Below are 19,281 nucleotides of genomic sequence, written 5' to 3' on the forward strand. Positions count from 1 at the left end.
CCCTTGGATCTGGGCCGAGCCCAGTGCATCGATCTGGGCCGTGCTCAAGGCACGCAGCGCGGCGGTGTTGAGCGCCCGCAGATCCTGCGTTTCCAGCGCGGCGACTTGGTCGGTGCCCAGGCCGGCGACCTGGCGCGAGTTCAGTGCGGCGACCTGTTGCGAGCCCAGCGCCTCGATGTTGGCGGTGGCCAGCGCGCCCAATTGGCTGGAGCTGAGCTGCGCGACCTGGTTGGTGGCCAGCGCGGCGACGTCGGCGCTCTCCAGCGCGGAGGCCTGGGCCGTGGAGATCGCGCCGATGTTGGCACTGTTCAGGGCACGGAACTGATCGGTGCCCAGCGAATTGAGGTTGTCGGTGGACAGGTTGTTGACCTGGCTGGTGGTCAGCGTGGCCACCTGATTGGTCGACAGGCTGCCGACCTGGGCCGTGCCCAGCGCACCCAGCTGCGCGGTGCTGAGACTGCGCACGACGGCGGTATTCAGCACGCGCAGATCCTGGGTCTCGATGACCGCGAACTGTGCCGTCGAGATCTGGCTGAAGGCGCGAGTGCCGAGCGAGGCGAACTGGCTCGTCGTCAAGGCCTGGAATTGATCGGTGCTGAACGCTGCCCAATCCTCGCTCGTCAGCCGCGACAAGGTACTGGTGGAAAGCGCAGCGATCTGGTCGGTGGCGAGGTTGGTTATCAGTGAGGCCATCTTGAACTCCCGGCACTTGGGTCGAAGGGCAGGCGCTCTGGTGTCCGTCGACCCGTGGGTAGGTGCCCTTGCGTGTGCACTCCCCACGGCGAAGACCTCACAAGGCTCGCCTGCTTTCAGTCGGTTATCGGACGGGTTCTGACGTTCTTGAGCGCAAGCTCGCCTGAGCACGGATGTCCGGTCGGTGGATGCTAGGGCCGCGCGGTCCGGTTAAAAGATGCAAAAGCGCGCGGCTTCCCCCCAAATTCACGCTTATCAGCGGCCAGAAGAGGCATTGACCGCCGGCATCTCCCCGCCCGGGTTTGGCCGCCGGGCGATCAGGCGCTCGCGGGCGGCGAGGGGGGCGCGGCGGCAGCGAGGCCGTTCTGGAAATGGGTGCGCAGCAGTTCGGCCGCGGCGTCGGCATCGCGGCGGCGCAGGGCCGCCATCAAGGCGCGGTGCTCCTGCAGCGATTCGTCCAGACGCCCTTGCTTGAACAGCGAGTGATGGCGGTTGAGCTTCATCAAGCGGCGCAGGTCGGTGATGATCTGCAGCCGCCAGCGATTGCCGTCCAGCTCGATCAGGCGCAGATGAAAGCGCTCGTTGGCGCCAAAGAAGGCGTCGCGCTCGCCCAGGCTGTTCTCTAGCGCCTCGTGCAGTGCCTGCAGTTCGCCCAATTCGGCGTCGCTGGCGTGCCGGGCCACACCGGCGGCGGCATCGCTTTCCAGCAGGGCCAGCAATTGGTAGGCCTCGCGCACGTCGCGTTCGGACATTTCGGTGACGTAGGCGCCGCGGCGAACCTTCATGGTCACCAGGCCTTCGCTGGCCAGCACCTTCAGCGCTTCTCGCAGCGGCGTGCGGCTGATGCCCAGTTCGGCGCAGAGCTTTTGCTCGTCCACCCAGCTGCCCGGCTCCAGCTCGCGCGCGAAGATGCGCTGGCGCAGCAACTCCGCCACCTCTTCATAGAGGGCGCGGGGGGCGAGCGGGGCCTGGGTGATGGGCATGGACGGATCTCGGGCGCCCGGGCGAACGGGCATGCTTAAGCAACTGGCGGTCAGAGTGTAGTCAATTTCGCATTCATAATTATGAATAACCGACGCGCTATGATGACGCGGAGTCCGCAGGAGTTCCCCATGTCGCACCCATCCCCGAGCAAGCCCGAGAACAACCCCTCCACGCCCGAGTTCGCCACCCCGACGCTGGAGCAATGGGCCAAGGCCGCGGCCAAGTCCGCGCCCGGCGGCGATGTCTCGGCACTGAACTGGGTGACGCCGGAGGGCATCACGGTCAAGCCGCTGTACACCGCCGAGGACACGGCCGGGCTGCCGCATGCCAACACCTTGCCCGGCTTCGAGCCCTTTCTGCGCGGGCCGCAGGCGACCATGTACGCGGTGCGTCCCTGGACCATCCGGCAGTACGCCGGCTTCTCGACGGCCGAGGAATCGAACGCCTTCTACCGCAAGGCACTGGCCGCGGGCGGGCAGGGCGTCAGCGTGGCCTTCGACCTGGCCACCCACCGCGGCTACGACTCGGACCACCCGCGCGTGACCGGCGACGTCGGCAAGGCCGGCGTGGCGATCGATTCGGTGGAAGACATGAAGATCCTGTTCGACGGCATCCCGCTGGACAAGGTCTCGGTGTCGATGACGATGAACGGCGCGGTGCTGCCGGTGCTGGCCGGCTATGTGGTCGCTGCGGAGGAGCAGGGCGTGTCGCAGGACAAGCTGTCCGGGACCATCCAGAACGACATCCTCAAGGAGTTCATGGTCCGCAACACCTATATCTATCCGCCCGAGCCCAGCATGCGGATCATCGGCGACATCATTGGCTACACGGCCAGGAACATGCCGAAGTTCAATTCGATCTCGATCTCCGGCTACCACATGCAGGAAGCGGGGGCGAACCAGGCGCTGGAGCTGGCCTTCACGCTGGCCGATGGCAAGGAGTATGTGAAGACCGCGATCGCGTCCGGGCTGGACGTGGACGACTTCGCCGGCCGGCTCTCGTTCTTCTGGGCCGTGGGCATGAACTTCTATCTGGAGATCGCCAAGATGCGGGCCGCGCGCCTGCTGTGGTGCCGGATCATGAAGGGCTTCAACGCGAAGAATCCCAAGAGCCTGATGCTGCGCACGCACAGCCAGACCTCGGGCTGGTCGCTGACCGAGCAGGACCCGTACAACAACGTGGTGCGCACCACCATCGAGGCCATGGCGGCGGTGTTCGGCGGCACGCAGAGCCTGCACACCAATTCGCTGGACGAAGCCATCGCGCTGCCCACCGAGTTCAGTGCGCGCATCGCCCGCAACACCCAGCTGATCATCCAGGAAGAGACCCACATCACCAACGTGATCGACCCCTGGGCCGGCAGCTACATGATGGAGAAGCTGACCCAGGACATGGCGGACAAGGCCTGGTCCATCATCGAAGAGGTCGATGCGATGGGCGGCATGACGCAGGCGGTCGACTCCGGCTGGGCCAAGCTCAAGATCGAGGCCAGCGCCGCCGAGAAGCAGGCGCGCATCGACTCCGGCAAGGACGTGATCGTCGGCGTCAACAAATACCGCCTGGCCAAGGAGGATCCGGTGGAGATCCTGGAGGTGGACAACCTCAAGGTGCGTGAAAGCCAGGTGGCCCGCCTGCGGGACATCAAGGCCCGCCGCGACGGCGCGGCGGTGCAGGCCGCGCTGGACGCGTTGACCGATGCGGCGCGCAGCGGCGAAGGCAATCTGCTGGACCTGTCGATTCAGGCGATCCGCCTGCGCGCGACGGTGGGCGAAGTCTCCGACGCGCTGGAAAAGGTCTTCGGCCGCCACCGCGCCGACACGCAGAAGGTCACCGGCGTGTATGCCGCCGCCTACGACTCGGCGGAGGGCTGGGCCAAGCTGCAGGACGAGATCAAGGCATTTGCCGACGAGCACGGCCGCCGCCCGCGCGTGATGATCGCCAAGCTGGGGCAGGACGGCCATGACCGCGGCGCCAAGGTGGTGGCCACCGCCTATGCCGACCTGGGTTTCGACGTGGATATGGGGCCGCTGTTCCAGACCCCCGAGGAATGCGCGCGCCAGGCGATCGAGAACGACGTGCACGCGGTGGGTGTCTCCACGCTGGCGGCCGGGCACAAGACGCTGGTGCCGGCCATCATCGCCGAGCTGAAGAAGCAGGGCGCGGACGACATCATCGTCTTCGTCGGCGGCGTGGTGCCGCAGCAGGACTATGGCTTCCTGTATGACGCCGGCGTCAAGGGCGTCTACGGCCCCGGCACGCCCATCCCCGCCAGCGCCAAGGACGTGCTGGAGCAGATCCGCAAGGCGGTCGGCAGCACGGCAGCGGCCTGATGGACAGCGCGCTGCCCCAGGCGGCGGCCGAGGCCGGCTGCCACGCCCCGCGCGAGGAACACGACGGGCTCGGCTTTGCGTTCGCGCCGGTGGTCGAGCAGGACTTCGAGCCCATGCTGGCGCTGCGCATTGCCGCGCTGAGGGACAGCCTGGAGCGCCTGGGCCGTTTCGACCCGCAGCGCGCCCGCGAGCGCCTGGCCGCGCAGTTCCAGCCCCAGCGCATGCGCCACATCCTGCGCGACGGGCAGCGCATCGGCTTCATGACGGTGGTGCCAGCGGCCGACAGCCTGTGCATCCAGCATCTCTACATCCAGCCCGGCGAGCAGGGCCGGGGTGCCGGTGCCTGGGCGCTGGCGCAGGCCAAGATGCAGGCGCGCGCGGCCGGGCAAGACCTGACCCTCTCGGCGCTGCAGCGCAGCGATGCCAACCGTTTCTATCTGCGCCATGGCTTCGTGCCGGTGGGGCAGAGCGACTTCGACACCGACTACCGCTGGCAGCACGCGCGGGCGGAGGCGCCGTGCTGAGCGCCGCGCCGTCCTTGCTGCAGGGGGTGCTGGCCGGTCCCGGGGCGGTGCAGCGGCGCGCCATCGCGAAGACCATCACTTTGCTGGAGTCCACCCGCGCCGACCACCGTGCGCAGGCCGACGCGCTGCTGACCGAGCTGCTGCCACACACCGGGCGCTCGCTGCGCCTGGGTATCTCCGGCGTGCCCGGCGTGGGCAAGAGCACCTTCATCGAGGCCCTGGGCCTGTTTCTGATCGCGCGCGGCCATCGCGTCGCGGTGCTGGCGGTGGACCCGTCCAGCTCGGTTTCGGGTGGCTCCATCCTGGGCGACAAGACGCGCATGGAGCGGCTGTCGATGGACGAGCGCGCCTACATCCGCCCCAGCCCCAGCAGCGGCACGCTGGGCGGCGTGGCCGACAAGACGCGCGAGGCCATGCTGGTCTGCGAGGCGGCGGGCTATGACATCGTCATCGTCGAGACCGTCGGCGTGGGCCAGAGCGAGACCGCGGTGGCCGGCATGACCGACATGTATGTGCTGCTGCAACTGCCCAACGCCGGCGACGATCTGCAGGCGATCAAGAAGGGCGTGATGGAGCTGGCCGACCTGGTCGTGATCAACAAGGCCGACCTGGACGCCGCCGCGGCGACGCGCGCGCAGGCGCAGATCGCCTCGTCGCTGCGTCTGTATGGTTTGCATGGCCATCCGGACCATGCCCACCACGATATGGCGCTCTGGCACCCCAAGGCCATTCAGCTCAGTGCGCTGAAGTCGCTGGGGCTGGAAGCCTTCTGGGCCGAGGTGGAGACCTTCCACCGGCTGCAGACCGACAACGGCCGCTTCGCGCAGAAGCGTCAGCAACAGGCCCTGGCCTGGATGTGGGAACGCATCCAGTCGGGGCTGCGTCAGAGGTTCTCGGAGGCGGACGCGGTGCGAGCCCGGCTCGCCTCCACCACCGAGCGCGTGCTGCAGGGGCAGCTCGCCCCATCGACCGCGGCGCGCGCGCTGCTCGGACTTTTCTTCGGAGACAACACCCATCATGCATGACATCCAACAAATGCTCGAAGAGAAGCGCGCCAAGGCGCGCCTGGGCGGCGGCGAGAAACGCATCGCGGCCCAGCATGCCAAGGGCAAGCTGACCGCGCGCGAACGGCTGGAACTGCTCTTCGACGAGGGCACCTTCGAGGAATGGGACATGTTCGTCGAGCACCGCTGCGTCGACTTCGGCATGGCGGACAACAAGATCCCGGGCGACGGCGTGGTCACCGGCTACGGCATGATCAACGGCCGCCTGGCCTTTGCGTTCAGCCAGGACTTCACCGTCTTCGGCGGTGCGCTGTCCGAAGCCCACGCCGAGAAGATCTGCAAGGTGATGGACCAGGCGATGAAGGTCGGCGCGCCGGTGATCGGCCTGAACGACTCCGGCGGCGCGCGCATCCAGGAAGGCGTGGCCTCGCTGGGCGGCTATGCCGACGTCTTCCAGCGCAATGTGATGGCCTCGGGCGTGATCCCGCAGATCAGCATGATCATGGGCCCCTGCGCCGGCGGCGCGGTGTATTCGCCGGCGATGACGGACTTCATCTTCATGGTGAAGGACAGCTCCTACATGTTCGTCACCGGCCCCGAGGTGGTGAAGACGGTGACCCACGAGGAGGTCACGGCCGAGGAGCTGGGTGGCGCGACCACGCACAACACCAAGAGCGGCGTGGCGGACCTGGCCTTCGAGAACGACGTCGAGGCCATCCTGATGCTGCGGCGCTTCTTCAACTACCTGCCGCTGAACAACCGCGAGAAGGCGCCCACCCGGCCCAGCGGCGACCCGAGCAGCCGGCTGGACCACTCGCTGGACACCCTGGTGCCCGACAACCCGAACAAGCCCTATGACATGAAGGAGCTGATCCTGAAGGTGGTCGACGACGGCGACTTCTTCGAGCTGCAGCCCGACTATGCGAAGAACATCCTCACCGGCTTCGCGCGCATGGAGGGGCAGACCGTGGGCATCGTCGCCAACCAGCCGCTGGTGCTGGCCGGCTGCCTGGACATCAAGAGCTCGATCAAGGCGGCGCGCTTCGTGCGCTTCTGCGATGCCTTCAACATTCCGGTGCTCACCTTCGTCGACGTGCCTGGCTTCATGCCCGGCACCAGCCAGGAGTACGGCGGCATCATCAAGCACGGCGCCAAGCTGCTCTACGCCTATGCCGAATGCACGGTGCCCAAGATCACCGTGATCACGCGCAAGGCCTATGGCGGCGCCTATGACGTGATGGCCTCCAAGCACCTGCGCGGCGACGTCAACTTCGCCTGGCCCAATGCCGAGATCGCGGTGATGGGGGCCAAGGGCGCGGTGGAGATCATTTTCCGCGAGGACAAGGGCGACCCGGCCAAGCTCGCCGCCCGCGAGGCGGAGTACAAGGCGCGTTTCGCCAACCCCTTCGTCGCGGGCGCGCGCGGTTTCATCGACGACGTGATTCAGCCGCACGAGACGCGCAAGCGCATCTGCCGTTCGCTGGTGATGCTGAAGGACAAGAAGCTGGAGAACCCCTGGCGCAAGCACGGCAACATCCCGCTGTGAGGGGGCTCCCAAGCGTCTCCCGTCGCCGCCCCCCGAGGGGGCTCATGCAGCGGATCGGCGCCGCCGGATCCGCGCAAGCGGCGTGACTGACTACCTGCGGTGACCCGGTCGCCGCGTTGATCGAAGGTCAACACCATGTTCAAGAAAATCCTGATCGCCAACCGCGGCGAAATCGCCTGCCGCGTCATCAAGACCGCGCGCAAGATGGGCATCCAGACGGTGGCCGTCTATTCCGAAGCCGACAAGGACGCCCGCCATGTGGAGCTGGCGGACGAGTCCGTGCTGCTGGGCCCGGCGCCCAGTCGCGAGTCCTACCTGGTCGCGGACAAGCTGATCGCCGCCTGCAAGGCCACCGGTGCCGAGGCGCTGCACCCGGGCTATGGCTTTCTGTCCGAGAACGAGGAGTTCGCCAAGCGCTGCGAGGACGAGGGCATCGTCTTCATCGGCCCCAAGCACTACTCAATCGCGGCGATGGGCGACAAGATCGCGTCCAAGAAGCTCGCCAACGAGGCCCGGGTCAACACCATCCCCGGCCACAACGAGCCCATCCTGTCGCCCGAGGAGGCGGTGGAGATCGCCAAGAAGATCGGCTACCCGGTGATGATCAAGGCCAGCGCCGGCGGTGGCGGCAAGGGCCTGCGCGTGGCCTTCAATGACAAGGAGTGCTTCGAGGGCTTCAGCTCCTGCCGCAACGAGGCGCGCAACAGCTTCGGCGACGACCGCGTCTTCATGGAGAAGTTCGTCGAGGAACCGCGTCACATCGAGATCCAGGTGCTGGGCGACGCCCACGGCCATGTGGTCTACCTGTGGGAGCGCGAATGCTCCATCCAGCGCCGCCACCAGAAGGTGATCGAGGAGGCGCCCAGCCCCTTCATCAGCGAGGCCACGCGCAAGGCCATGGGCGAGCAGGCCGTGGCGCTGGCCAAGGCGGTGAAGTACCAGAGCGCGGGCACGGTGGAGTTCGTGGTCGGCAAGGACCAGAGCTTCTACTTCCTGGAAATGAACACCCGCCTGCAGGTGGAGCACCCGGTGACCGAGTGCATCACCGGGCTGGACCTGGTGGAGCAGATGATCCGCATCGCCGCCGGCGAAAAGCTGGCGCTGCAGCAGGCCGATATCCGCCGCGAGGGCTGGGCGATCGAGTGCCGCATCAACGCCGAGGACCCCTTCCGCAACTTCCTGCCGTCCACGGGCCGTCTGGTGCGCTACCAGCCGCCCGAGGCACAGCTGGAGCAGGGCACGGTGACACTGCAGGGTGCAGCCTACGAGGGCGGCGTCTTCGGCGGCGTGCGCGTGGACACCGGCGTCTACGAGGGTGGCGAGATCCCGATGTTCTACGACTCGATGATCGCCAAGCTCATCGTGCATGGACGCGACCGCGACGACGCGATCGCGAAGATGCGCGAGGCGCTGAACGGCTTCGTGATCCGCGGCATCTCCAGCAACATTCCCTTCCAGTCGGCGCTGCTGGCGCATCCCGACTTCAAGACCGGCAACTTCAACACCGGCTTCATCGCCCAGCATTACGGCGGCGGCTTCCGCGCCGAGGACGTGCCGCACGACGATCCGGACTTCCTGATCGCGTTGGCCGCCTTCGTGCGGCGCAAGACGCGCGAGCGCGCGGCCGGCATCAGCGGCCAGCTGCCCGGCCATGAAGTGCGCATCGACAGCGACTGCGTGGCGGTCGTCAACGAGGGCGCGGGCCAGCGCAGCAGCCATCCGGTGCATGTGGCGGAATACGTCGGCCACAGCGGCGAGGCGCTGGTCACGGTGGGCGGCAAGTCCTATCGCATCGTCTGCAATTCGCGGCTCAACGACATCCGGCTGAGCGGCACGGTCAACGGCCGGCCTTTCACCGCGCAGGCCGAGCGCGGCACCGCGAAGGCGCCGCTGGCTTACCGTGTCCAGCACAATGGCCGCGCGCTCGAGGTCACGGTGCTGGCGCCGCGCGCCGCGGAGTTGCAGGCGCTGATGCCCTACAAGGCGCCGCCCGACACCAGCAAGTTCCTGCTTTCGCCGATGCCCGGCCTGCTGGTCAACATCGCGGTGCAGCCCGGCCAGCTGGTGCAGGCCGGCGAGCGCCTGGCCGTGATTGAGGCGATGAAGATGGAGAACATCCTCACCGCGGTGCAGGACGTCAAGGTGGCCGAGGTGCTGGCCAAGACCGGCGAGAGCCTGTCGGTGGACCAGCCCATCCTGCGCTTCGAGTGAGGAGGGGACCATGAGCAGCAAGCCCTACAAGATCCTCGGCATCCAGCAGATCGCCATCGGCGGTCCCGACAAGCAGGCCCTGCGCAAGCTGTGGGTCGACGTGCTGGGCCTGACGGTGACCGGCAACTTCGTTTCCGAGCGCGAGAACGTCGACGAGGACATCTGCGCCATCGGTCAGGGGCCGCACAAGGTCGAGGTGGACCTGATGCAGCCGCTGGACCTGGACAAGAAGCCCGCGGTGCACGCCACGCCGCTGAACCATGTGGGCCTGTGGGTGGACGATCTGCCGAAGGCGGTGGAATGGATGACGGCCCACGGTGTTCGTTTCGCGCCCGGCGGCATCCGCAAGGGCGCGGCCGGCTATGACATCTGCTTCATCCATCCCAAGAGCAACGACGAGTTCCCCATCGCCGGCGAGGGGGTGCTGATTGAGCTGGTGCAGGCGCCGCCGGAGGTGGTGCTCGCGTTGGGGTGAGTTGTTGGCCCTCGTCCAGGGCGTACCCTGGCCGGTCCCCCAAGGGGACGGCGATGCTCGCGGGGGGCCCCCGCTCGCACATCGCCAAGCGGGCCGGCTTGGGGCGGCCCGGCGCTCGGCAGATCGTCGTGCCCCTCGTCCAGGGAGTACCCTGGCCGGTCCCCCAAGGGGACGGCGATGCTCGCGGGGGGGGCCCCGCTCGCACATCGCCAAGCGGGCCGGCTTGGGGCGGCCCGGCGCTCGGCCCTCCTGTTTTTGCCTCCTATTCACTGTATTAATTTCGCAAACCGCGAAGGCTCAATTGGTTTTTACGGTAGATTTTGACTTCTCTGCGAAGTCAAAATCTGCCCATGCCCCCATGGGCACACTGCCAACATGCGCCTGGACCTCACCACCCTCAATCTCGTGCTGGCGATCGAGCAGACCCGTTCGATCACGCGCGGGGCCGAGCGCGAACACCTGGCGCTGGCCGCGGCCAGCAAGCGGATTTCCGACCTGGAGACACGCCTCGGGGTCCAGCTCTTCGAGCGGCGCGCCCGCGGCGTGGAGCCCACCGAGGCCTGCCGCGCGCTGGTGCGCCACATCCGCTCGCTGCATGCCTCGCTGCATGCGCTGGAGAGCGAGGTCGTCGAATTCGCGCGCGGCATCAAGGGTCATCTGCGCATCGCCGCCAATGCCGGCGCGATCGCCGAGGCGCTGCCGCCGGACCTGGCCTCGTTCTCGCAGGCCCATCCGCAGATTCGCATCAGCCTGGAAGACCTGACCAGCGCCGAGGTGCAGGCCGCGGTGGCGGAAGGGCGCGCCGACGTGGGCGTCTTCACCCAGCCGCTGCTGGACAACCGGCTGCAGACCTGGGCCTACCGTCAGGGCCGGCTCGCCGTGCTGGTGCCCACCGGCCACGCGCTGGCCGATCGCGAGGCGGTCACCTTCGACGACCTGCTGGACCACGACCTGGTCGGCCTGCATAGCGGCGCGGCCGCCCAGGAACTGATGATGGAACAGGCCATGGCCCGCGGCCGCACGCTGAAGGCGCGGCTGCAGGTGCGCGGCTTCGATGCGATCGCCCAGCTGGTCGAGGCCGGCATGGGCGTGGCCGTGCTGCCCGACGCCCCGGCGCGGCGCTTCGCCCAGGTGTTCGCGGTCAGGCGGCTGCGCCTGGACGAGCCCTGGGCGCAACGAGATTACGTGCTGGGCGTGGCGCGCCAGGAGCGCCTGCCCACCGTGGTGCAGCGCTTCGTCGATGCGCTGTGCCCGAACAAATCCTGATGGAGAAGATGCGATGACGATTGCACGCACCCTGTACGACAAGCTCTGGGACGAGCATGTGGTGCACACGGAGGAGGACGGCACCGCCGTCCTGTACATCGACCGCCACCTGGTCCACGAGGTGACCAGCCCGCAGGCCTTCGAGGGGCTGGACCTGGCCGGCCGCAAGGTCTGGCGCCTGTCCGCCAACCTGGCGGTGAGCGACCACAACGTGCCGACCACGGACCGCAGCGCCGGCATCGCCGACCCGGTCTCGCGGCTGCAGGTGGACACGCTGGACAAGAACTGCGATCGCTTTGGCATCACCCAGTTCAAGATGAGCGACCGCCGCCAGGGCATCGTGCACGTGATCGGCCCGGAGCAGGGCGCCACGCTGCCGGGCATGACCGTGGTCTGTGGCGACAGCCACACCTCCACACACGGCGCCTTCGGCGCGCTGGCCCATGGCATCGGCACCTCCGAGGTGGAGCATGTGCTGGCAACGCAGACGTTGCTGGCCAAGAAGGCCAAGAACATGCTGATCCGGGTCGAGGGTCAGGTCATGCCCGGCGTCGGCGCCAAGGACATCGTGCTGGCCATCATCGGCCGCATCGGCACCGCGGGCGGTACCGGCTACACCATCGAGTTCGCCGGATCGGCCATCCGCGCGCTGTCGATGGAGGGCCGCATGACAGTCTGCAACATGGCGATCGAGGCCGGCGCCCGTGCCGGCCTGATCGCGGTGGACGAGACGACGCTGCAATACGTCAAGGGCCGGCCGTTCACGCCCGCCGGCGTGGAGTGGGAGCAGGCGGTGGCCTACTGGCGCACCCTGCACTCCGACCCGGGCGCGCACTTCGATGCCGTCGTGGAACTGGATGCCGCGCAGATCCGCCCGCAGGTGACCTGGGGCACCTCGCCGGAGATGGTGCTGTCCATCGAGGACCGCGTGCCCGATCCCGACAAGGAGAAGGACGCCGTCAAGCGCGGCGCGATCGAGCGCGCGCTGCAGTACATGGCGCTGGAGCCCAACAAGGCGATCGCCGACATCCGCATCGACAAGGTCTTCATCGGCTCCTGCACCAACAGCCGCATCGAGGACATGCGCGAGGCCGCCGCCGTCGTGCGCCGCCTGGGCGGCCGGGTCGCCAGCAACGTGAAGCTGGCGCTGGTGGTGCCCGGTTCGGGCTTGGTGAAGGCGCAGGCTGAGGCCGAAGGCCTGGACCAGGTCTTCAAGGCCGCGGGCTTCGAATGGCGCGAGCCCGGTTGTTCGATGTGCCTGGCGATGAACGCCGACCGGCTGGAGCCGGGCGAGCGCTGCGCCTCCACCAGCAACCGCAACTTCGAAGGACGCCAAGGCGCCGGCGGCCGCACCCACCTCGTCAGCCCGGCGATGGCCGCGGCGGCCGCGATGCAGGGCCATTTCGTCGACGTGCGCCGCATCGCCTGAGGGAGCGAGGGAAGACCATGGACAAATTCACCGTGCACAAGGGCCTGGTGGCCCCGATGGACCGCGAGAACGTCGACACCGACGCGATCATCCCCAAGCAGTTTCTCAAGTCGATCAAGCGCAGCGGCTTCGGTCCCAATCTGTTCGACGAATGGCGCTATCTGGACCCGGGTGAGCCGGGCCAGGATCCGGCCAGCCGCAAGCCCAACCCCGACTTCGTGCTGAACCAGCCGCGCTACCAGGGCGCTTCCGTGCTGATCGCGCGGCGCAACTTCGGCTGCGGCTCCAGCCGCGAGCATGCGCCCTGGGCGCTGGAGCAGTACGGCTTTCGCGCGCTGATCGCGCCCAGCTTCGCCGACATCTTCTTCAACAACTGCTTCAAGAATGGCGTGCTGCCCATCGTGCTGCCGGAGTCTCAGGTGGCGCGGCTGTTCGACGAGGTGGCGGCCTTCCCGGGCTACCAACTGACCATCGACCTGGAGCGCCAGGTCGTGGTCAAGCCCGATGGCGCGGAGCTGCCCTTCGAGGTGCAACCCTTCCGCAAGTACTGCCTGCTCAACGGCTTCGACGACATCGGCCTGACCTTGCGCCATGCCGACAAGATCAAGGCCTACGAGGCCGAGCGCCTCGCGACGAAACCCTGGCTGAACCACCGCCTGCCCGGCTGACGGCCGGCCACCAAGGACTGACGACGATGACGACGATGAAGATTGCAGTGCTGCCGGGCGATGGCATCGGCACCGAGATCATGGCCGAGGCGGTGAAGGTGCTGAAGGCCCTGGAGCTGCCGCTGGAGCTGGAGACCGCGCCGGTGGGCGGCGCCGCCTATGAGGCGGCCGGCCATCCGCTGCCCGAGAGCACCCTGAAGCTGGCGCAGGCGGCCGACGCGGTGCTGTTCGGCGCCGTGGGCGACTGGAAGTACGACAAGCTGGAACGCGCGCTGCGCCCCGAGCAGGCCATCCTGGGCCTGCGCAAGCATCTGGGCCTGTTCGCCAACTTCCGTCCGGCCATCTGCTATCCGCAGCTCACCCATGCCTCCAGCCTCAAGCCCGAGCTGGTGGCGGGGCTGGACATCCTGATCATCCGCGAACTGACCGGCGACATCTATTTCGGCCAGCCGCGGGGCCGCCGCACCGCGGTGGATGGGCACTTCCCCGGTTCCGAGGAAGCCTTCGACACCATGCGCTATTCGCGCCCGGAGATCGAGCGCATCGCCCACGTGGCCTTCCAGGCCGCGCGCAAGCGCAACAACAAGGTCACCAGCGTCGACAAGGCCAATGTGCTGGAGACCTTCCAGTTCTGGAAGGACGTGGTGACCGAGGTGCACGCGCAGTACCCGGACGTCGAGCTGGAGCACATGTATGTGGACAACGCCGCGATGCAGCTGGTCAAGGCGCCGAAGAAGTTCGACGTCGTCGTGACCGGCAACATGTTCGGCGACATCCTGTCGGACGAGGCGGCCATGCTCACCGGTTCCATCGGCATGCTGCCTTCGGCCTCGTTGGACAAGAACAACAAGGGCCTCTACGAGCCCAGCCATGGCAGCGCGCCGGATATCGCCGGTCAGGGAATTGCAAACCCGCTGGCTACAATCCTGTCAGCCGCCATGATGCTCAAGTTCTCCCTCAACCAGCCCGAAGCCGCCGCGCGTATCGAGACCGCGGTGCAGTCGGTGCTGGCCCAGGGCCTGCGTACGGCCGATATCTGGAGCGAGGGCACGACCAAGGTGGGCACCCGCGAGATGGGCGATGCCGTGCTGGCTGCGCTGAATGGCGCCCAGTCCGGCATGACCACCAAAACCATTAAGGGCTGATCAGCTCCGGTTCGTCTCGCCCTCACAAACCCGGCGAAGCGAGCCGGGCAAGGACCCCAAGGGTTTGTGTGACGGGCAACAAAGGAAACATGATGACGACTCTGGTAGGTTTGGTGGGCTGGCGCGGCATGGTCGGCTCCGTGCTGATGGACCGCATGGCGGCCGAGCGCGATTTCGACCTGATCGAGCCGCTGTTCTTCAGCACCTCCAATGCGGGTGGCAAGGCGCCCGCCTTCGCGAAGAACGAGACCACGCTGCAGGACGCGTTCGACATCGAACAGCTCAAGCGCTGCGACATCATCATCACCGCGCAGGGTGGCGACTACACCACCGAGGTCTTCCCCAAGCTGCGCGCCGCGGGCTGGGCGGGGCACTGGATCGACGCCGCGTCCACGCTGCGCATGAAGGACGACGCGGTCATCATCCTGGACCCGGTCAACATGCCGGTGATCAAGGACGCGCTGACCCAGGGCGGGCGCAACTGGGTCGGTGGCAACTGCACCGTCAGCTGCATGCTGATGGGCGTGGGCGCGCTGTACAAGGCCGGGCTGGTCGAGTGGATGTCGACCCAGACCTACCAGGCCGCGTCCGGGGGCGGCGCGCAGCACATGCGCGAACTGCTGACGCAGTACGGCACGCTCAATGCCGAGGTCAAGGCGCTGCTGGACGATCCCAAGAGCGCCATTCTTGAAATCGACCGCAAGGTCATCGCCAAGCAGCGCAGCCTGTCGGCCGACGAGACCGCCAACTTCGGCGTGCCGCTGGGCGGCTCGCTGATCCCCTGGATCGACAAGGATCTGGGCAATGGCCAGTCCAAGGAAGAGTGGAAGGGCATGGCCGAGACCAACAAGATCCTCGGCATCGGCGAGGGCTTCGGGTCGCCGGCGATCCCGGTCGATGGCTTCTGCGTGCGCGTCGGCGCGATGCGCTGCCACAGCCAGGCGCTGACCTTCAAGCTGAAGAAGGATGTGCCGGTGGCCGAGCTCGAGGCCATGATCGCCGCCGACAACGCGTGGGTGAGGGTTGTGCCCAACACCCGCGAGGCGACGCTGAAGGACCTGACCCCGGTCGCCGTCACCGGCACCATGACGATCCCGGTGGGCCGCATCCGCAAGCTGGCCATGGGCCCGGAGTATGTGGGGGCCTTCACCATCGGCGACCAATTGCTGTGGGGCGCGGCCGAGCCGCTGCGCCGCATGCTGCGCATCCTGCTGGACCGCTGACGCCGGCCCGGGCGGGCGGGCCGTGACGCAGCGCGAACGGCCCGTTGTCCACTTACCACAGGCCTGTAACCACTCGTGAATCAGGCGCGGCTCCCCCGAGGTATTCAGGCTTTACCTCAGGATTGAAGCGTATATGCTTGCCACCGTTGTGATTTCGTATCACTGGAACGGGCTGGCTGTGCGAATCGCTCTGGCTTCGGAGAAGAATCGTCTAGACAGGCGGACACTGTTGCTTGCGGTGCCCGCCTCGTCGCTTTGGGGGACGCCTTGAAAAAATATGCGAGCGCTGATGCGCGATTTGCACTGAATAGGCTGGTGTTGGCCTCGGCACTGAGCCTGGCGGCCAGTTCCAGCTGGGCGCTGGGGTTGGGGCGTTTGACGGTGCAGTCGGCTCTGGGCGAAACGCTGCGGGCCGAGATCGACGTGTCCGGCCTGAGCGCTGAGGAAGCCGCGTCGCTGAAACTGCGCGTCGCGCCGCCCGAGTCCTATCGCGCCAGCGGGCTGGAATACAACGCCATCCTGGCGAACACCCAGGTCTCGCTGGCGCGCCGCGCCGATGGCCGGCCCTATTTGAAGCTGGCCAGCGACCGCGCGGTGCAGGAGCCCTTTGTCGACGTGATCCTGGAGTTGAGCTGGAGCAGCGGCCGCCTGGTGCGCGAATACACGCTGCTGTTCGATCCGCCCGGTTCCGCGCGTCCGGCGCCGGCCGAGCCGGCGACGCCGGTGGTGGCGTCGGCCACGCCTTCGGCCTCCACCGCGCCGGTGGCGATTCCGCCGGTGCCGGCCCCCCGCGCGTCCGAGCGCGCCAGCGCGGCCGAACGCCCGCCAGCGCGTGCCGAGGCCGCGGCCAAACCGGCCGCGGCGGCGCCGCGTGCCCCGCGTGCATCCGAAGGCGCCAGCGAATACCAGGTGAAGGGCGGCGACACGCTGTACCGCGTGGCCACCCGCATGCGCAGCGGCGAGGTGTCGTTGGACCAGATGCTGGTCGGGCTGTATCGCAACAACCCCGAGGCCTTCATCGACAACAACATGAACCGGCTCAAAGCCGGTGCCGTGCTGAAGGTGCCCAGCAGCGATGCCGCCGCCGCCATCCCGCCCGCCGAGGCCCGGCAGGTGATCATGGCCCAGAGCGGCGACTTCAGCGGCTACAAGCAGCGCCTGGCCGGTGCCGCGCCGGCGCTGCAGGGAGGCGAGAACGAGCGCCAGGCCAAGGGCCAGGTGCAGACCAAGGTGCAGGAGCCCAAGGCGGCCAGCAGCGCGCAGGCCGACAAGCTGACCCTCAGCAAGCCGGGCACCGGCGGCGAGGCCAAGTTGTCCAAGGACACCGAGAAGAAGGACGCGGCCAGCCGCGTCGCCGAGCTGACGCGCAATGTCGAGGAGCTGAAGAAGCTCTCGGCGGCCGCGAAGCCGGCCTCGGCGGTGGCGGCCGCGCCGGCGCCTGCGCCCGCGCCCGCGCCCGCGCCGACTCCCGCGGTCGAGCCGAAAGCCTCGACCCCCGCGGTCGCCGTGACGCCGCCGGTGGCCGCGCCGGTCGCCTCGGCGCCGGCCTCGCGACCCAAGCCCGCGCCGGTGAAAAAGCCGGAACCGGCGCCCGAGGCCAGCGAGCCGGGCCTGCTGGACACGCTGTCCGACTTCGCCGTGCCGCTGGGCGCGGCCCTGCTGGCGCTGGTCGGCGGGCTGGGCTTCATGCGCTGGCGCAAGTCGCGCGGCGACAAGTCGCAGAGCGAGACCGGCTTCAGCGAAAGCCGCCTGCAGCCGGATTCCTTCTTTGGTGCCAGCGGCGGCCAGCGCGTGGACACCCGCGACGCGTCCAGCACCGGCCAGTCCTCGATGAGCTATTCGCTCAGCCAGCTCGACGCGATCGGCGACGTGGATCCGGTGGCCGAGGCCGACGTTTACCTGGCCTATGGCCGTGACCTGCAGGCCGAGGAGATCCTGAAGGAGGCGCTGCGCGCCAACCCCGAGCGCCTGGCGATACGCCTGAAGCTGCTGGAGGTGTATGCCAAGCGCCGCGATGCCAAGGGCTTCGAGCAACTGGCGGTGCAGCTCTATGCCGAAACCAACGGCCAGGGCGATGACTGGGCCAAGGTCCAGGAGCTGGGCCGCCAGGTTGATCCCGACAATCCGCTCTACCAGCCCGGTGGCGCGCCCAGCACGCTGACGGCCGAGGAGGATGCCCGGCCCGAGCCGATGAATGCCAGCACGCTGCCGGCATCCAGCCTGACCGAGATGGCCGCGACCGCGCCGATGCGCACGCCGCCGCGTGCCGATCCGGGGCCGTCCAGCCTGATGGACCTGGACCTGGATCTGGACCTCGGCGGCAGCCCGGCACCGGCGGCACCGTCCTCGGCGATGGCGGCCACGCAGGCGCTGGCGCCGTCGTCCGAACGCGCGCCGCTGGACATGGACCTGGACCTGGATGCACTGATGCCCGCGGCACCGGCCGCCGCGCCTGCCGCCGCACCGGCGGTGGCCGATCTGGAGTTCGACCTCGACGAGCTGTCGACGCCGAGCAGCCCCCCGCCCGCGGCCGCGCCAGCGTCGCTGGACTTCGACCTGGACAGCATCGACCTGGACCTGCCGGCCACGCCGGCCGCCGCCCCGACGCCGGCGGAGCCGGCGCTGGAGCTGCCCGATCTGGACCTGAACGCGGATGAGTCGGCACCGGCCACGCTGTCGCTGGACGAGCTGGGCATGGACCTGGACCAGCCCATCGACCCCAACGATGCCGAGGCGCTGCAACGCCAGCTGGAGCTGGCCGACGAGTTCCGCCAAATCGGCGATACCGAAGGCGCGCGCGACGTGCTGCAGGAGCTGATCGCCAAGGCCAGCGGCCCCTTGCGCGACAAGGCGCAGGCGATGCTGGAGCAGCTGCGCTAAAGTCCGCGCACCCGCATTCCGCGCAAGGGCGTTCGGCCAAGGCCGAGCGCCCTTGTCTTTTGCGGACCCGCCCCGGGGGGCGGGGCGTCGGGGTCTTTTTCAGTCGGGAGTCTGGGCATGCGCGTGGCGCTGGGGGTCAGTTATCGCGGAGGCGGCTACAAGGGCTGGCAGAGCCAGCCCGGCGGCGGCACGGTGCAGGACGCGCTGGAGGCCGCGCTGGGGCAGTTCGCCGCGCAACCCATACGCACGATCTGCGCGGGGCGCACGGACACCGGCGTGCACGGGCTGAACCAGGTCGTGCACTTCGACGCGCCGGTGACGCGCGAGGCCTTCTCGTGGGTGCGCGGCACCAACCGCTACCTGCCGCCGGACATCGCCGTCCAGTGGTGCGCCTTTCCCGGCGACGATTTCCATGCGCGCAACTGGGCGCGTGGGCGGCGCTATTGCTATCTGCTGCTGGAGTCCAATGTCCGCCCGGCGATCGAGCAGGGCGCGGTGGGCTGGACCTTCCGGCCGCTGGACGGCGAGGCGATGCGCGATGCCGCGGCGCGGCTGATCGGCGAGCACGACTTCAGCTCCTTCCGCTCGGCGGAATGCCAGGCGGCCTCGCCGGTGAAGATCCTGCGTCGGATCGAGATCCAGCGCCGTGGCGCCTATTGGCGCTTCGAGTTCGATGCCTCGGCCTTTCTGCATCACATGGTGCGCAACCTGATGGGCTGTCTGGTCGCGGTGGGCACCGGCAACCGGCCGGCGGGATGGATGGACGAGGTGCTGGCCGCGCGCTCCCGCGATGCCGCGGCGCCCACCTTTGCTCCGGATGGGCTGTACTTCGTCGGTCCGTACTACGATGCCCACCTGAACCTGCCGGAGCGCACCGCCGCGATGGACTGGCTGCCCTGATCC

Annotated in this window: 14 protein-coding genes and 1 pseudogene; 13 read left to right on the forward strand and 2 right to left on the reverse strand. The window is 68.2% G+C overall.

Features of this window, described 5'->3' with window-relative positions:
* A pseudogene (locus LZ017_RS19170) lies at nucleotides 1-693 on the reverse strand (heme utilization protein); the annotation flags it as partial.
* Nucleotides 694-1,010: 317 nt separating this feature from the next.
* Nucleotides 1,011-1,676, reverse strand: a complete 666-nt coding sequence (locus tag LZ017_RS19175) for a GntR family transcriptional regulator (protein ID WP_241398532.1) — start codon at nucleotides 1,674-1,676, stop codon at nucleotides 1,011-1,013.
* Between the two features lie 129 nt (nucleotides 1,677-1,805).
* On the opposite strand from LZ017_RS19175, the gene scpA reads away from it, so the two are divergent.
* The 13 genes from scpA (at nucleotide 1,806) to truA (ending at nucleotide 19,278) form a co-directional block, all read left to right on the forward strand.
* Nucleotides 1,806-4,007 (forward strand): methylmalonyl-CoA mutase, encoded by a 2,202-nt coding sequence (gene scpA / locus LZ017_RS19180; protein WP_241398533.1) that lies wholly within the window; start codon nucleotides 1,806-1,808, stop codon nucleotides 4,005-4,007.
* On the forward strand, nucleotides 4,007-4,531 hold the full coding sequence (locus tag LZ017_RS19185; protein WP_308194088.1) for a GNAT family N-acetyltransferase: 525 nt from the start codon (nucleotides 4,007-4,009) through the stop codon (nucleotides 4,529-4,531). Before scpA ends, LZ017_RS19185 begins: the two co-directional genes overlap by 1 nt.
* Nucleotides 4,528-5,556 carry a methylmalonyl Co-A mutase-associated GTPase MeaB gene (gene meaB / locus LZ017_RS19190; RefSeq protein WP_241398631.1) on the forward strand — a complete coding sequence of 343 codons (1,029 nt, stop codon included), beginning with the start codon at nucleotides 4,528-4,530 and terminating at the stop codon, nucleotides 5,554-5,556. Before LZ017_RS19185 ends, meaB begins: the two co-directional genes overlap by 4 nt.
* The gene (locus LZ017_RS19195) at nucleotides 5,549-7,081 is read left to right on the forward strand and encodes an acyl-CoA carboxylase subunit beta (protein WP_241398534.1); all 1,533 of its coding nucleotides are present in this window, start codon (nucleotides 5,549-5,551) and stop codon (nucleotides 7,079-7,081) included. The genes meaB and LZ017_RS19195 overlap by 8 nt, the downstream gene beginning before the upstream one ends.
* 135 nt (nucleotides 7,082-7,216) lie before the next feature.
* Nucleotides 7,217-9,292, forward strand: coding sequence for an acetyl/propionyl/methylcrotonyl-CoA carboxylase subunit alpha (locus LZ017_RS19200; protein WP_241398535.1), 2,076 nt, complete (start codon nucleotides 7,217-7,219; stop codon nucleotides 9,290-9,292).
* Nucleotides 9,293-9,302: 10 nt separating this feature from the next.
* Nucleotides 9,303-9,767: a VOC family protein gene (locus LZ017_RS19205; protein ID WP_241398536.1), complete on the forward strand. Its 465-nt coding sequence runs from the start codon at nucleotides 9,303-9,305 to the stop codon at nucleotides 9,765-9,767.
* Nucleotides 9,768-10,142: 375 nt separating this feature from the next.
* Nucleotides 10,143-11,033: a LysR substrate-binding domain-containing protein gene (locus LZ017_RS19210; RefSeq protein WP_241398537.1), complete on the forward strand. Its 891-nt coding sequence runs from the start codon at nucleotides 10,143-10,145 to the stop codon at nucleotides 11,031-11,033.
* A 19-nt stretch (nucleotides 11,034-11,052) separates the two neighbouring features.
* Complete coding sequence (gene leuC / locus LZ017_RS19215) at nucleotides 11,053-12,462, forward strand: 3-isopropylmalate dehydratase large subunit (protein ID WP_241398632.1); 1,410 nt, start codon at nucleotides 11,053-11,055, stop codon at nucleotides 12,460-12,462.
* A 17-nt stretch (nucleotides 12,463-12,479) separates the two neighbouring features.
* Nucleotides 12,480-13,130: a 3-isopropylmalate dehydratase small subunit gene (gene leuD / locus LZ017_RS19220; protein WP_241398538.1), complete on the forward strand. Its 651-nt coding sequence runs from the start codon at nucleotides 12,480-12,482 to the stop codon at nucleotides 13,128-13,130.
* A gap of 35 nt (nucleotides 13,131-13,165) precedes the next feature.
* Nucleotides 13,166-14,275 (forward strand): 3-isopropylmalate dehydrogenase, encoded by a 1,110-nt coding sequence (leuB, locus tag LZ017_RS19225; RefSeq protein ID WP_241398633.1) that lies wholly within the window; start codon nucleotides 13,166-13,168, stop codon nucleotides 14,273-14,275.
* Between the two features lie 92 nt (nucleotides 14,276-14,367).
* The gene (gene asd, locus LZ017_RS19230) at nucleotides 14,368-15,498 is read left to right on the forward strand and encodes an aspartate-semialdehyde dehydrogenase (RefSeq protein ID WP_241398634.1); all 1,131 of its coding nucleotides are present in this window, start codon (nucleotides 14,368-14,370) and stop codon (nucleotides 15,496-15,498) included.
* A gap of 315 nt (nucleotides 15,499-15,813) precedes the next feature.
* Complete coding sequence (locus LZ017_RS19235; protein ID WP_241398539.1) at nucleotides 15,814-18,378, forward strand: FimV/HubP family polar landmark protein; 2,565 nt, start codon at nucleotides 15,814-15,816, stop codon at nucleotides 18,376-18,378.
* 117 nt (nucleotides 18,379-18,495) lie between these two features.
* Nucleotides 18,496-19,278 (forward strand): tRNA pseudouridine(38-40) synthase TruA, encoded by a 783-nt coding sequence (gene truA / locus LZ017_RS19240; RefSeq protein WP_241398540.1) that lies wholly within the window; start codon nucleotides 18,496-18,498, stop codon nucleotides 19,276-19,278.
* The last annotated feature ends 3 nt before the right edge of the window (nucleotides 19,279-19,281 follow it).

This window comes from Pelomonas sp. CA6 (genome assembly GCF_022549225.1).
Classification (GTDB): domain Bacteria; phylum Pseudomonadota; class Gammaproteobacteria; order Burkholderiales; family Burkholderiaceae_C; genus Roseateles.